Source organism: Streptomyces sp. NPDC006510, from assembly GCF_040611955.1.
In the GTDB taxonomy this organism is placed as follows: Bacteria; Actinomycetota; Actinomycetes; order Streptomycetales; family Streptomycetaceae; genus Streptomyces.
In genome coordinates, this window is the sequence record NZ_JBEXPH010000214.1 from 1 (window position 1) to 13,114 (window position 13,114).

Consider the following 13,114-nt stretch of genomic DNA (forward strand, 5'->3'; position numbering starts at 1 on the left):
CGAAAGCACCAGGCCACAGCCCGTCGCAGCCACTACCGACGACGATCCGCCGATGAACCCACGGGATAGATCACGAAACCGTACTGGAGTACTAGTCGGACGGTTTGGTGATCGCGTCCTTCAGGATCTGGACGGCTGTGTTCTCGGTCGGTGCCGGCCGGCCGGAGAGGCGATGGACCATGACCCAAGTGCCGTCCTCCAAGGCGCCGGCGAAGACGGAGGCGCCCCGGGTTGCGCCGTTGTGCCAGCGCAGGCGCCCTGATGTCTGCCAGGTCAGTGCGGGTTCACCCAGCTTTCGTTCGACGAGCAGCTCGGTCACCAGACGCGCCGCTTCGCGTGGGGTGGCCCACATCCCTCCGGCGGGCAGGATCGCGCCATTCATGGTCCAGGGGCGCAGAGGCCGGCCCAGGAACCCGCGTCCACTGAGCCGTCTGGCCGACGGCGGGTTCGAGGTCACCTCGGTGATGTTCAGGGGAGTGAGCACGTGACGGTTCAGCAGCTCTTCGTACGGTGCGCCCGCCGCAGCGGAAAGTGCCGCACCGAGGACGGCGTAGCCGAGGTTGGAGTACTCCGCTTCTCCACCCGGAGCTCCGGTGGTGAAGGTATCGAGACGTTCCAGGATGGCGTTCAGGGCTTCGAAGTCGAAGTCGGCGTACGGATCGAGTCGTCGTAGACGCGGCGGAACCCGAGGCAGCGCGGCGGTGTGTTCCACGAGGTGCCGCAGGGTGATGCCGGTCCCGGCAGGTATGCGGAGGAACTGGTCGAGCGGGTCGTCGAGTTGGAGCACGCCTGCTTCAGCCAGCCGGGCGAGCAGGGTTCCGGTGAGCGGCTTGGTCAGCGAGCCGATCTGGACGAAGCGGTCGAGATCATGGCCGTGGCTGACCCGGGGGGCGTGGTTGCTGCTGAGAATGCAGATGGGTACTGGCGGCATGGTGCGGCCTTCAGCCTGTGATGCGGGGCAGTGCACAGGCCGCTGTACCGCCCGGCATGCGATGTCGGTTCCTGGCCACCGTTCGGTAGATGACGTGCGCTGCCAGGTTGATAGGGGGAAGCCGAAGGCAGTGACCTGCCAGCCGGTACCTGCGGGCGGGGGAGGAGCTGAGAAATTCGGCCAGCGCGGGGGCGCCGCCGTAGCGCGCCTGGCCCCCGTCGAACAGCAGAACTTCTCTGTCCAGGCGCCTCAGATGGGCCTGGGTCAGTTCCGGCGGGAGGGTCTGCCAGGCGACGGCCTTCGTCCGGGGTCTGGCCCGGAGCTGCATCTGCCGCACGGCGGCCTGACAGAAGCCGCAGTCGCCGTCGAACGCCAGCACGCTGCGCAGTTCGGTGGCGCCGGCTGCGGTGCTGTTCATGGCGGTGTCGTCCATCGTTGAGGTGGCCCTTCTCCTTCAGGGGAACAGAAGCAGGAACGGGACGGAAGGCGTGACGCGGGAGAGCAGCGGACCGGCGCGGTGGTGGGCTTTCACCACAGGGGAGCCAGCCACCCTTCCAGAGCGGCCTCCCGGCGCCGCGAGCGCAGGACCTCGGCCGGCCGGTTCTCCGCCCACCACTGTGTCAGGATCGAAGGCGAGGCGCTGCCCCGCACGAAGTGGGAGAGCAGACCGAGCGAGAGGTCGACTTCCCGCTGCGTGTACGCAGTGTCCGCCGCGGAGAAGACCGGTGTCTCAACGCGCTGGTCCTGGGCATACACCACCACGGTCATCTGCGACGGACTGCCCGGAACCCAGGCATCCAGGGCCGCCGCGGCGACCGTCGTCACCCGGGTCGCCCATCGGGCAGCGGCCGAACGCACCGGCACGTCGAGGACCTGGAGATCTGTCACATCCTCCCAACCCCAGACATGTTGCTCGGGGCCAGTGACCGACAACCCTGTAGGGGAGAGGAACACTCCAGGCCCCTCTTCGGCCGGAGGCGCGCCCAGACACACCCTGGTCTCCTCTATCCAGAACAGGCCGATCACACATCCCGGCCGGCCGGGATCGCCGTGCTGGGTCGATGAGGTTTCCAAATTCAGCTCCGTTCCTCGATCACGGACATGGAAGCGCCCGCCCCCTGACTGCTGGACCTTCCGTCTTTCGCGCCCTGCTGCTCTCCAGGGCACCGGATATGCGCGCGTCGCCGGCGGACGACGCAGTCATGCGATCAGCCTTGCAAATCAGGTGCTTCCCGCTCTTGTTGACAGGCCCCCGATCATGCCAGGGCGGATTTTGGACGGTGGCCCTTCCGGCCACGTGGGGATGTACATTCCACGTTCGAGAACCGGCCACCGTGGTCGGCGACGCGACTGGGCCGCGGTTCGAAGCCCAGGACCCGTGCCCTCGTAGCCACGTTTGAGCCATGGAGGCTGTGTAGCGTCGGTGTCGGTTCTGCTTCCAATGGCAGTAAGCACTCTGGGGGCGAGGCGAGGAACGGGCGGGAGACAGGTGGCTAGCCGACCTTTTCCGCAGCCGGCAGGGGTGCGGGAAGGCCCTTTCCACCGGGCGAGTTCACTTCCGGCGTGCTTCCAGCACTGCTGCGAGTACGCACTCTCTGAAGCAGTTGGCCAGCCAGGGAGATCGCTTCGTCGAGCCCCCTGCTCAGGAAGACCAGATCACAGGCCACCATGGTCAAAGCGAATCCGGTCAGTCCCATGAGGAGCGCGATCCCCAGGTGGAAACCGATCGACATGACGGCGGCCCACGGCCGAAGGGCCGGCACCAGGATGCCCAGGGGAAAGTAGACGAGGAAGAGCACGGTCACGTAGGTCCCCGAGAAGACGAGGAAATCGTTCTCGTACACGAAGTGTGACAGGGCGGGGAAAGTGAACTCCGGAACCCTGAGGACGTAGAAGAGCGCTGTGCCGTCCTGCCACATCTGCCCTTGCACCTTGTAAAGGCCGCTGACGATGTAGACCAGACACACTTGGAGAGCTATCGCGACCACGCCGATATTGTGCAGCGGGTCTCCTATGGCTCGCATTTGACTGGGGAGACGATTCACGATCTTTTCACCGATCCCAGTGGGAAATGAGAACCGGTCGTAGCAGCGCGTCAGGAGAAGCATGATGATGACGAGGTAGGCGAGATTGTCTCCGCCGTCGAGCAGTACGGTCTGGCGCTCATATATCGACCACAGGAAGATCCAGTGGACGGCCAGCCCTATCCTCCCTCCTATCCCCAGCATGACCATCAGTGCGCCGATGATCCCCAAGTGGAAGATCACCTGGAACCATGCGTTGGAGGAGTTGATGGCGTAGAGGCTGAAGGAGTCGTTGGCCGCGATACGTTCAGTGAACTCGCGCCAAGGGAGGACACCGTCCGGGCCAAAGAGGAACTCCCGGTCGCCATACTGGCTCACATAGAACATGAGGCCGATGAACCCGAGGAGGACCCGGGTCCCTGATACGCCGACCACGCTTACGGGGCTTGACGCCCATCCGTCGATTCGGGTCAGTACCCTCCTCATTTTGTGTCGTCAGCCTCTCTCCAGGACAGGTCCTGATACTTGATGGTTCCCTTGGCGGAAGCATCCTTGCGCTTGGACCACGGCGGCAGCTCGTGCAGGTAGGCGCGCACCTGGACGGCCACAGGGTGCCCGTCGCACACGCCCGGCATCTGCGCCAGGGAGTACCGGGACATGAACCTCTCGGCCTGGTCCTGAGACGTCTTCTCGTACGGAAGAAGGGGAAGCTGCTTCTTCTTCTTTTCCTTCTTGGTGTCCCGCAGCCTTTGCAAAAGCGGGTCACCGTTGTCCAGCTGCGTGATTGTCCCACTGACCAGCCGGTTTACGCGAGACGGGAAGAAGCGGTCGTTCTGCACTTCTTTCACGTAGGGGCGCGTGACGTCGTAGAATTCGGTCACTGTGCCGTCGGCACACCTGGCGCGAGCAAGGATTCCCCGATCTTCTGAAATCGGGTTCGGAGCGAATAGCATCCAGTTCTGCGCCAGGTAGGGCTGCATAGCCGCGTTGACCTGGTCGTAGTACTTCACCTTCACCGGAGTGAGGGGAGTCTGGGAAAAGGATGCGAGCAGGAAATAGGCGCCCAGGAGGGCAGCGCCAAAAATCAGCGCTGCCCTCCGGACCATAATGTGTTGTGTCACTTGTCGAAGACCGTGTCGATCTCGTTGATGTTGCCGACCTTCTCGGCCGGCGTGACACGGCTTCCGATGAAATCACCGGCAACCTTGCCGGCCGCACTCGCGACAGACGGGCACGCCGCCTTCACGTGAACAGCCGCCTTGCCGGCCAGCTTCGCCAGTCCCCCGATCGCCTGCGGCTGCACGTCATCGGTCTGCTTGGCCGTGACCTGAGCGGAGACCTCGGCGACCGGAGCCGCAGCCTGCGCAGACCCCTGAGTACCGATCACCAGGGCGAGACCACCCAGGGCGACCCCAGCTGCAGCGACAAACTTCTTCTTCATTTTTTTTCCCCCTTCACATCCCCGGCTTTCACCAGGGCTCTTCACGGATACTGCAATACGCGGAACCGAAGGGTTTATGTAGTAACGACGCATGGTCAAAGCGTCGCCACCAACTTTGAGCTGTATTCAACCTCCGGTACAACCCACAGAGCAGACGGCCTTCTTGCGTCAAGCAACTGCCTCCAGCACCCATTCCGATATCGAATGGTTCACGGAATGCCGTTGCCTCCCCTGTGAATTCGCCATGACCGTTTCATGATCGGCGATCAGATGTCCAGGGCAACGGCCCTTTCCCTCCTTGCTTGATCATTTCGCTTGCCTTCACCATTCCTGCCTGCACACGCACGCGAGAAGTGCGCACAAAAAGGACAGGAAGGTACCCCTGGCTCCTCGACTTGGCGGATTCATGAGTTCCGATTCATTCTTTCTTTCCTTGAAAGTGCCTTTCGAGCCAAAGTCACCGCTGAGGTGAGCGGCCTGAGAGGGGCCAGGATGGCTAGATTCCCCCAGAGCGGTGTGAGCAGCACCACCTCCACACGCCCGCAGTGGTGTCCGGCCGCCCGGCACGAAGCCGGCCCGGACAAGGGAGTCGCGGGGAGGCTGACAGGCCCTCAGGAAAATGCACGCCGAGGCTGGCGGGGCAACGCCCTTCGCTCCCCCTCCTGGCGCGCCGGCCCGGCACATATGTTCGGCTCGGTCGGCGACGCGTACAGGTCGACGACGACGGCGCCCTCGGCCTGCCGCGGGTGCCGCTGGTTCCCCCATAGCTGGTGGCCGGCTTGAGGCATGTGCCCAGCCAGCGGGGCGTGATGCACGTGCTGGGCCCGGACTGGCTGGTGCCGACCCTGGCCGGGGCCCTGAAGGCTCGGGATCCGCGGCGCGCGGCGCAGCCGCCCGACAGGGTGGATTCTGTGCTTTTGCCGTACACGGAGCGAGGCTGAGTCGTACGGTGGCGGGCCTGACCTCCCCGCCCGTGAGCACGAGACTTGGCAGGGCTCAGTATGAGTCGGCAGATTCGCCCCGACGCGGTACAAGCGTCGGTGACCAGCCCGCCGCAGTGTCTCGGCCGCGAGGGCAGGAGCCCAGGGGAGGGCTTCTCGGCATCGCCTTCACCTGCCGGGGTTCCACGGTTTCCCCGGACTCTCCAACCTTGAGCGCCGGACGGATGGGCGGAGCACGGCGCCATAGCGGCGACCCGGCAACGGGTGAGCGTTCCCCGACCAAGAGGGGCACTGGGACGCGTGGGCCAGACCAGGCCACGCGGGCCGCTTTCACATCTGGAACAGGGAATGACGATCTCCGCAACCGTGCTCACGCCGGTTGCGCCCCCGCTGCGCTCCTCCGCCAGGGTGACCCCCGCAGGCCAAGTCGTTCTTCCTGCGCCGATCAGCCCGTATGTGTAGTGCATGATCAAAACCGTGATGCGTGCAGCGGCGGTTGCCGCCCTGGCCTTCTCCTCGCTGGCCGTTCCCGCCTCCGCCTCCGGCAGCACCGGCATGGTACGGGCCGGCATCGAGTGCCCGCCCGACTACGTGTGCATCTATCCCGAAATCAACTTTGGCGGCCAGCCCTGGGTCCGCCGAGCCGTCGACGGCAGCGTCAAAGACCTGCCCTCCGCGATCCGGGACCGGGGCAGCTCGGTCCGCAACAATTCCGACCGCACCGCTCGCGTTTACGAGAAGCGGAACTACTCCGGCCGCTGGGTCTGCGTGACCCGCAGCGGCGGCTCCATCCATGATCTGCGGAGCTACAACCTCAACGACCAGACACGCTCCTTGAAGATCAACCGCAACGACTGCGGCTGAACACCCCAGGCGAACGTGACGAAGCCCTTCCCCGGTGGAGGGAAGGGCTTCGTGAGCGAGCGCTGGGCAGGCCTTGCACCTGCATTTCCCCGCGGGAAGCGGGGCGTCTTTCCTTGGACGACCAACGCAGCGTCAGTCACCGCAGGTTGCGGCGAACTTTCAAGATCAACTATAGCGCATGCGGTCCCGATGAGGCACAGCATCAGCGGGGTGCGGCTGTCCGGTGAAGACCAGGCAGAGCGCGTGCGAGGGCCACCGCACGCTCGCCGTGCACCGCGATGCCGTTGCCCTGCACCGAGCGAGCACGCCGTGCGATCGGCAGCCACTGGCGCCGGTTGAGCGCTGGCCGGCAGGCCCTGCTGGCCCTCGCCCACCTGCGCATCGGGCATCCCTGCGCCCAGCTCGCGGCAGGGTCGTGGGGCGGAACACCGTTTGATTCCTGCGGGAGGCCTATGGCCCCAGCTCGGGAAGTGAGGCATCGTGTTTGGTCAGGGGGCGGCTTCGTACTTCACGACGGTGCTGGAGCAGTTGGACGCGATCTTCTCCAGTGCGGCACGTTCCTTGCTGTCCGCGGTGAGCTTCCAGCGGAGCTTGGTGGCGACCCAGTCGGAGGCGTAGGTGCACTGCGCGGATGCGGCCGGCGGCAGCCATTCGGCCGGGTCCCGATCGGCCTTGGACCGGTTCGTCTTGGCCGTGACGGCGACCAATGACCTGCTGGCGTCGAGGTCGTTGGCGTACTGCTCGCGCCGCTCCGCCGTCCACTTCGAGGCGCCGGAGTCCCAGGCTTCGGCGAGCGGTACGACGTGGTCGATATCGAGCTTGGTGGCCTCGGTCACGGTGACCTTGTCGTAGTAGCTGAGCCATTCGCCGCCGGTCAGCGCGCATCGTGCGCCCTGGGTCGGCGACTTGACGGCCTCGGCGATCAGTACTTCCTTCCGGGTGTCGCAGCCGTCCTTGTCGGCGTCGACCCACAGGCGGAAGGAATCGCGCTCGTACCCGGTGCGGTCCTCGGTCCCGGAAGGGATCTTCGCGATGGCTTCGGTGAGGGCCAGACTGCTGCCGCCCGCGGGGGCGCCCGGAGTGGCGGAGGCACCGTCGGCCGGAGTGCCGGAAGCACCGGCCGCGGCGGGTGCAGACGGCTTCGAGTCGTCGGCCTTCGTGGCACTCGGGCTGCAGGCAGCGAGCGACGCCATGAGGAAGACGGCGGCGATGGGGGCGAGGCGGGTGCTATCACGGCGATGCTCCGGGGTCGGGCGGCTGATGAAGCCTCATGATCTCAGAGCAACGATGCGTGACCGAAGGTCATGTACGTAGATGGCGAGCGTGGAGGTGAGGCGGGGGGCAGGCCTCGCGCCAGCCCCGGGAGAAGTTCGGCGGGAGAGCGGCAGCTCGCAAGGGCTCTGTGCCAGTAGTGGTGGCCTGGGCGCGGCCGACGACGTCTGGCCGGGTAGGTGATCGCCGACCACATGCGCACCGGGATCATCACCGACGCCCTGGCGGCGGCCGAGCGGAACCCGACCACGAGCACCCTGCGCGACGATCTCTCGGACCTTCTCTCCCTGCCGGGCAAGGCGATCATCGTGAACCGGGTCACAATCGACCGCCGCCTGCGCGGACACAGCTTCGGGGTCTACCTCAGCGGGCTGACTCTGGACTATCTCAGCCACGGGGCCGGCCTCATCGCGCTCTTCGTCGGCCCAGTAGAACGCGACAACCAAACCGGCTACGAACAGGCCTGCGCCAACCTGGGACGCGCCTGGTCACGCATCGGATTCAAGCCGTACAACGACGGGACCTGGATCCTCGACTTTCATCAGCCGGGTACCGTGCTGCGCCTCCGGCGCGAGCCTCTCGGCGTACACAGACCCTAGTCGGACGGTTTGGTGATCGCGTCCTTCAGGATCTGGACGGCTGTGTTCTCGGTCGGTGCCGGCCGGCCGGAGAGGCGATGGACCATGACCCAAGTGCCGTTCTCCAAGGCGCCGGCGAAGACGGAGGCGCCCCGGGTGGCGCCGTTGTGTCAGCGCAGGCGCCCTGATGTCTGCCAGGTCAGTGCGGGTTCGCCCAGCTTTCGTTCGACGAGCAGCTCGGTCACCAGACGCGCCGCTTCGCGTGGGGTGGCCCACATCCCTCCGGCGGGCAGGATCGCGCCATTCATGGTCCAGGGGCGCAGAGGCCGGCCCAGGAACCCGCGTCCACTGAGCCGTCTGGCCGACGGCGGGTTCGAGGTCACCTTGGTGATGTTCAGGGGAGTGAGCACGTGACGGTTCAGCAGCTCTTCGTACGGTGCGCCCGCCGCAGCGGAGAGTGCCGCACCGAGGATGGCGTAGCCGAGGTTGGAGTACTCCGCTTCTCCACCCGGAGCTCCGGTGGTGAAGGTATCGAGGTGTTCCAGGATGGCGTTCAGGGCTTCGAATTCGAAGTCGGCGTACGGGTCGAGTCGTCGTAGACGCGGCGGTACCCGAGGCAGCGCGGCGGTGTCCAAGGGCCCTGTCCGGCGGGAAGCACCGGAAGGCTATTGCGAGGCCCTCGCCGCGCACCGCGCCACCTGGAACACCACGCAGCGGCAAACCAACCCCGAGATCCAGGCGGCGATCGACCGGCAGATCCGGGAGCGGCTGCGGGAGCCGGACGATGCCTTCGCCGACGGCCGCCAGGCGATGGAGGAGCTCCGTGCCAAGACCGCCGCCCAGCAACGGGCGCGCTCCAGTGACGCAGCCCGGGCACGGGCCCTGCGGCGACTGGCGGCCGAGCGAGCCGGGCTGGCCACCATCACACCGTCGGCCGCGCCCGGGTCTCTGGGGCGTACGGCGTGAGGTCAGTTGGCCGTGGCGATGGGTTCCGCCGGTGCCTGGGCCTTCCGTGAAGGGAGCGCACGGAGTCGCGGGCGTTGTCGGTGACGTCCGTCCTGGGGGAGAGCTGGGCCAGCAGGTCCGTCTCGCGGGCCCTGCGGGCGGTCGGGTCTGCTTGTTTGCGTGCCATGCCTGCGCAACGGCCGGGCTTCGGCCGGGTTTCGGGGCGTGCTGTTGTCGCAGTGCCGGACCTGGGGCTGGAGGGTGTGCACCGGTGTCGACGGTGCCGAGCCCGGCTACTAGATTTCCGAATGGAGGTTCGAATGTTGACGTTACAAAAGGTGACCGGAAGCCTACGAATATCGAGCTGCGGGGCCCGATTTCCTCGCGGGGCAGGCATCGTTGGGCACCACAGCGCACCGTCCGTATCGCGACGGCGCGGGAGTCGTGTACGGCAGGAGGAAACCGGTGAGTGACCGCAGCGCCATCGAGTGGACCGAGGCGACCTGGAACCCCACCACCGGGTGCGACAGGGTCTCCTTCGGCTGCGACAACTGCTACGCCCTGGCGCTGGCGAAACGGCTCAAGGCGATGGGCGCGGCGAAGTACCAGAACGACGGTGACCCGCGGACGTCCGGGCCCGGGTTCGATGTGACGCTCCATCAGGACTCGTTGGACGTTCCCTACGGGTGGAAAGCGCCGCGGGTGGTGTTCGTCAACTCGATGTCAGACCTGTTCCACGCCCGTGTCCCGCTGGACTTCGTCCGCCAGGTCTTCAAGGTCATGGCCGATACCCCGCAGCACACCTACCAGGTGCTGACCAAGCGGGCGCGGCGGCTGCGCCAGATCGCGCCGAAGCTGGACTGGCCGACGAACCTCTGGATGGGCGTCTCCGTCGAATCCGAGGCCGAGCTGCCGCGCGTCGACGACCTGCGCCAGGTGCCCGCCGCCGTGCGGTTCCTGTCCTGCGAGCCGCTGCTGGGCCCGCTGCCCGGCCTTGACCTGGACGGCATCCACTGGGTCATCGCCGGCGGCGAGTCCGGCCCCAACCACCGGATGCTGAACGAGGCCTGGGTGACGCAGATCCGCGACACCTGCCAGGAGGCGGACGTGGCCTTCTTCTTCAAGCAGTGGGGCGGGCGCACCCCGAAGGCTGGCGGCCGCCTGCTGGAGGGCCGCACCTGGGACCAGATGCCGCTGCCCGTCCCGGCCTGACCCATACGCGCAAGAAGTGGCCGGGCCCCGAGAGAGCAGGGACCCGGCCTCACGTGGTCAGGCCGGGAGAGAGCCGGGGGCGACGGTGATCTCCCGGGTCCGCCTCACGCCGACCCCATTGCTGGGCGTCTTGCCCTGTTCATGAAGGAGCCGTACCGCCTGGCGTGCCACAGGCTCGGTCACCTGCCCGTAAAACGAGCCGAAGATCTCCAGCGTGTGGTCGACCAGCTTCACCGGACGCCGGGCCCGGATCAGCAGCTTCTCCAGGTTGGCCGTGATCTCCGGCAAGGCTCTGGCCTCAACTTCCTTCGGATCCGGGGCCAGGGAGAACAAGGCGTCCTCCTCCCGCTCCTCCAACTCCTTCCACCACTCAGCCCGGGCCCGGGCGACGGCATCACCGAATACCCACAGCCCGTACGGGCTGCGGGTCGCGAACACCAGCCGATACACGGCGCGCTGGCGCGGCGAGTGCGACACCGGAACCGACTGCACCACCATCCCCGTGCGCTGCTCCAGCCGACGGGCGTACTCGGCCGCCACCGCCTCGATGGCGTCCTCGGCCGCACCGTTCCTGCCGCGGGAGGCGACCGCGTCGGCGAAGTACTCCCGCCACCAGGTCCCGCCGCACACGTCGTCGAACCGCTGCAGCGACCGCTCATTGCCCTTCGGGGAGCGGACGTGGCCGCCCAGGCGCCACACCGCCATCATGCTGAAGTTCATCAACAGCTCCGTCGCCGGCCGCTTCTGCGGGCGCTTCCGGGCAAGCACCTCCACCAGGCGGTCCCGCGGCAGAACGAGCCCGCACGGGTCCAGGAACAGGAACAGCGGCTCCCGTACCGCACGCTCGACGACCTGGTCCAGGACGCTGTCGACCTCACCGCGGTGGGCATGCGCCCGCACCCCCCGCGCCCGGTACTGCTGAACCACCTCGTTCAGCCGGTCGTACGACTTGGCCTGCGCCTCCGAGAAGAAGCACTCCAGCGTCAGTCCCGCCTTGGCCCGCAGGTGCGAAGCGACCCGCAGAGCGATCTCGCCGGAGGCCGGCTGGCCGTTCTCATACCGGCCCTCGCCTGCGTACCCGTCCAGGTAGACCACCCGCTTGTCGTGAGACTGCGTGCCCGTCATCCCGCCGAACTGCGGCAGGTACCGCCGCAGCAGGTCGTGCTTGAACACACTGGGCAACGCCTTGTCCGCCCAGTACTCCCCGCTCGTGCCTGACGCCATCGCAACCCCCGACTTCACCGTATCCGTTTGATCACAGATAGTGAGGCACGAGGGCAGGGTTGAGCACAAGAGCATCACCGGGCGACAACGCAAGACCTTTGAGCCACTGAGCCACATAGACCGCCCGCCCTCACCCAGGCTGTTCCGCCAGAGATCCATGCCCCGGCGGACGACCCGGTTCGCCTGGCATGATTCGACGAGCAGTTCGCGTTGTACAGGGCGTCGGTTTCGCTGTGGCAGAAGAACCTGGTGCGGGTCGTCCATCCAGCGAACGGCGAGCGGGCGGACCTGGTCGAGGCCACGGACGAAGGACGCACCGCGCTGGCCTGAGCCGCACGAACACCCGGCCTCCCGAACAGCCCGCGAGCCCCGGACCGACACGTTCGGGGCTCGCTCGCGTATCCGCGGGGAGGATCGGATGGGCATGCACGCGATGCCATGGTCAACGACGCCGCCTCGCGCCGGTCACCCCGCATCCGTGGGGGTGCCGGGAGAGGGTCGGCCATGCTGCGCGGCGAGACAAAGGCCGCCCGGCTTTCCTGGGCGGCTCTTGTGCGTGCTGGGGACGTCTGGCTCAGGTTTCGGGGACGTCGCTGCGGGTGTCTCGCTCCAGGCGGCGGAACAGCAGCTCTGCGCGGATGAGCGCGGCCAGGCCCGCCACCGCGGCGTGGCGCCCGACGCAGACCACACATGCCGGATCGGGAATGCGTCTCGTTCAGTCGAGACGGTCGTACGCGCCTGGCTCCCAGTCGACGAACAGCGTCAGCGCTTTCTCGGTCTCGGTGCGCTCCGGGGCAGTGGCGGTGGCCGGCCACCAGTTCTCGACCCGGTGAGCGTCCACGAGAACACCCCCGCGGTACCCGTCGAAGTCGCCCGGATCTTCCGCGACACCGATGTGGATGGGTGCGTCGTCGGGGAGGTCCTTCAGCGCTTCGCGGAGCTGCGCGGCGTTCCAGATCTGCGGGGTGTGCTCGAAGATTTCGGTCATGGCCACAGGCTCCCGGTGAGGGATCTCCGGGTGGGGGAGACGCGGCTGTGCCCCGGGCCAGAGCACTGGTTCGGGGGCACGGGGATCTGGGGTGAAATGCCGATCACCGGTGGTGAGTCAGACCCAGCCGGTGGACACCGTACCGTCGGTAGATCACCCACCGGCCAGGTCTGGCCCCGGTGGAGGCCTGCTGGGTCCACACCATCGTCATGTTCCTTGGCAAGTCAGCGTGTTGAACTCGCCCCGTCCGGCCATGGGCATCGATTGAGCGGGCGTCTGTCGCCTGGCCCACGGTCTACCGCCGGTTCGCCCAGTGGAGCCAGGACCGGGTCTGGGCCCGGCTCTCCACGCGGCGGAGGGCCGACCGGCTGGCGCCGGAGCGCCGCGCCGAACTCGATGCCCTCGGCATGCGCTGGTAACGGCCCCTGCGTCATGACGCAGGGGCGGTCACCACCTGATGGTGACCGCCGCTCCGTCTCATGCCTGACCGTCGCTGGGGCGCGGTGCGGTACAAGCCCGTGCGAGCCGACAGGACGGGCGGGTCGTCGAGTGTCCGATCGACGAGATGAACCGCCCTCGAGGGTCGAAGGACGCCGCCTTGCGGACCCCGCCGACCGAGCCCGGAGATCAAGACACTGTTCACCGGTTGGGGCGGCGAGCTGGCGACCTGCCGAAAAATCGCCCCCACCGCGCG

14 protein-coding genes and 1 pseudogene are annotated in these 13,114 nt (G+C 67.0%); 5 read left to right on the forward strand and 10 right to left on the reverse strand.

The window, feature by feature from the left end; translation table 11 throughout:
* Positions 1 to 91 precede the first annotated feature (91 nt).
* The 6 genes from ABZY11_RS37590 to ABZY11_RS37615 all read right to left on the reverse strand — a co-directional run bounded on the left by ABZY11_RS37590 (position 92) and on the right by ABZY11_RS37615 (position 4,396).
* Positions 92 to 931, reverse strand: a complete 840-nt coding sequence (locus ABZY11_RS37590; RefSeq protein ID WP_356483467.1) for a serine hydrolase domain-containing protein — start codon at positions 929 to 931, stop codon at positions 92 to 94.
* A 10-nt stretch (positions 932 to 941) separates the two neighbouring features.
* A complete protein-coding gene (locus ABZY11_RS37595) occupies positions 942 to 1,349 on the reverse strand; it encodes a DUF393 domain-containing protein (protein WP_356483468.1) in 408 nt (135 codons plus the stop codon).
* Between the two features lie 110 nt (positions 1,350 to 1,459).
* The gene (locus tag ABZY11_RS37600; protein WP_356483469.1) at positions 1,460 to 1,819 is read right to left on the reverse strand and encodes a hypothetical protein; all 360 of its coding nucleotides are present in this window, start codon (positions 1,817 to 1,819) and stop codon (positions 1,460 to 1,462) included.
* Between the two features lie 605 nt (positions 1,820 to 2,424).
* Positions 2,425 to 3,441 (reverse strand): HTTM domain-containing protein, encoded by a 1,017-nt coding sequence (locus ABZY11_RS37605; RefSeq protein ID WP_356483470.1) that lies wholly within the window; start codon positions 3,439 to 3,441, stop codon positions 2,425 to 2,427.
* Positions 3,438 to 4,076 carry a DUF5819 family protein gene (locus ABZY11_RS37610; protein ID WP_356483471.1) on the reverse strand — a complete coding sequence of 213 codons (639 nt, stop codon included), beginning with the start codon at positions 4,074 to 4,076 and terminating at the stop codon, positions 3,438 to 3,440. Before ABZY11_RS37610 ends, ABZY11_RS37605 begins: the two co-directional genes overlap by 4 nt.
* Positions 4,073 to 4,396 carry a hypothetical protein gene (locus tag ABZY11_RS37615; RefSeq protein WP_356483472.1) on the reverse strand — a complete coding sequence of 108 codons (324 nt, stop codon included), beginning with the start codon at positions 4,394 to 4,396 and terminating at the stop codon, positions 4,073 to 4,075. Before ABZY11_RS37615 ends, ABZY11_RS37610 begins: the two co-directional genes overlap by 4 nt.
* Positions 4,397 to 5,817: 1,421 nt before the next feature.
* Between ABZY11_RS37615 and ABZY11_RS37620 the strand changes: the two genes are divergently transcribed.
* Positions 5,818 to 6,201: a peptidase inhibitor family I36 protein gene (locus ABZY11_RS37620; protein WP_356483480.1), complete on the forward strand. Its 384-nt coding sequence runs from the start codon at positions 5,818 to 5,820 to the stop codon at positions 6,199 to 6,201.
* 317 nt (positions 6,202 to 6,518) lie between these two features.
* Positions 6,519 to 6,614: pseudogene (locus ABZY11_RS37625) on the forward strand (IS5/IS1182 family transposase); the annotation flags it as partial.
* A gap of 75 nt (positions 6,615 to 6,689) precedes the next feature.
* Here the strand turns inward: ABZY11_RS37625 and ABZY11_RS37630 are convergent.
* Entirely contained in the window at positions 6,690 to 7,394 is a 705-nt protein-coding gene (locus tag ABZY11_RS37630; protein ID WP_356483473.1) for an HNH endonuclease family protein, read from the reverse strand.
* A gap of 258 nt (positions 7,395 to 7,652) precedes the next feature.
* On the opposite strand from ABZY11_RS37630, the gene ABZY11_RS37635 reads away from it, so the two are divergent.
* On the forward strand, positions 7,653 to 8,072 hold the full coding sequence (locus ABZY11_RS37635; RefSeq protein ID WP_356483474.1) for a hypothetical protein: 420 nt from the start codon (positions 7,653 to 7,655) through the stop codon (positions 8,070 to 8,072).
* Between the two features lie 149 nt (positions 8,073 to 8,221).
* Here the strand turns inward: ABZY11_RS37635 and ABZY11_RS37640 are convergent, their stop codons facing one another.
* Positions 8,222 to 8,686, reverse strand: a complete 465-nt coding sequence (locus ABZY11_RS37640) for a serine hydrolase (RefSeq protein WP_356483475.1) — start codon at positions 8,684 to 8,686, stop codon at positions 8,222 to 8,224.
* On the opposite strand from ABZY11_RS37640, the gene ABZY11_RS37645 reads away from it, so the two are divergent.
* Together ABZY11_RS37645 and ABZY11_RS37650 are read left to right on the forward strand one after the other, a co-directional pair.
* A complete protein-coding gene (locus tag ABZY11_RS37645) occupies positions 8,679 to 9,017 on the forward strand; it encodes a hypothetical protein (protein ID WP_356483476.1) in 339 nt (112 codons plus the stop codon). The genes ABZY11_RS37640 and ABZY11_RS37645 overlap by 8 nt on opposite strands.
* Positions 9,018 to 9,461: 444 nt before the next feature.
* Positions 9,462 to 10,208 carry a phage Gp37/Gp68 family protein gene (locus ABZY11_RS37650; protein ID WP_356483477.1) on the forward strand — a complete coding sequence of 249 codons (747 nt, stop codon included), beginning with the start codon at positions 9,462 to 9,464 and terminating at the stop codon, positions 10,206 to 10,208.
* Between the two features lie 57 nt (positions 10,209 to 10,265).
* Here ABZY11_RS37650 and tcmP read toward each other — a convergent pair whose 3' ends face one another.
* Entirely contained in the window at positions 10,266 to 11,432 is a 1,167-nt protein-coding gene (tcmP, locus tag ABZY11_RS37655) for a three-Cys-motif partner protein TcmP (protein WP_356483478.1), read from the reverse strand.
* A gap of 715 nt (positions 11,433 to 12,147) precedes the next feature.
* Positions 12,148 to 12,420 (reverse strand): DUF6225 family protein, encoded by a 273-nt coding sequence (locus ABZY11_RS37660; RefSeq protein WP_356483479.1) that lies wholly within the window; start codon positions 12,418 to 12,420, stop codon positions 12,148 to 12,150.
* Positions 12,421 to 13,114: the final 694 nt, after the last annotated feature.

Bases quoted from the DNA above. Each gene is read 5' to 3' on its own strand.
- ABZY11_RS37595 (WP_356483468.1), bottom strand. From the start codon at position 1,349: ATGAACAGCACCGCAGCCGGCGCCACCGAACTGCGCAGCGTGCTGGCG.
- ABZY11_RS37630 (WP_356483473.1), bottom strand. From the start codon at position 7,394: ATGGCGTCGCTCGCTGCCTGCAGCCCGAGTGCCACGAAGGCCGACGAC.
- ABZY11_RS37620 (WP_356483480.1), top strand. From the start codon at position 5,818: ATGCGTGCAGCGGCGGTTGCCGCCCTGGCCTTCTCCTCGCTGGCCGTT.
- ABZY11_RS37590 (WP_356483467.1), bottom strand. From the start codon at position 931: ATGCCGCCAGTACCCATCTGCATTCTCAGCAGCAACCACGCCCCCCGG.
- ABZY11_RS37615 (WP_356483472.1), bottom strand. From the start codon at position 4,396: ATGAAGAAGAAGTTTGTCGCTGCAGCTGGGGTCGCCCTGGGTGGTCTC.
- ABZY11_RS37660 (WP_356483479.1), bottom strand. From the start codon at position 12,420: ATGACCGAAATCTTCGAGCACACCCCGCAGATCTGGAACGCCGCGCAG.
- ABZY11_RS37605 (WP_356483470.1), bottom strand. From the start codon at position 3,441: ATGAGGAGGGTACTGACCCGAATCGACGGATGGGCGTCAAGCCCCGTA.
- tcmP (WP_356483478.1), bottom strand. From the start codon at position 11,432: ATGGCGTCAGGCACGAGCGGGGAGTACTGGGCGGACAAGGCGTTGCCC.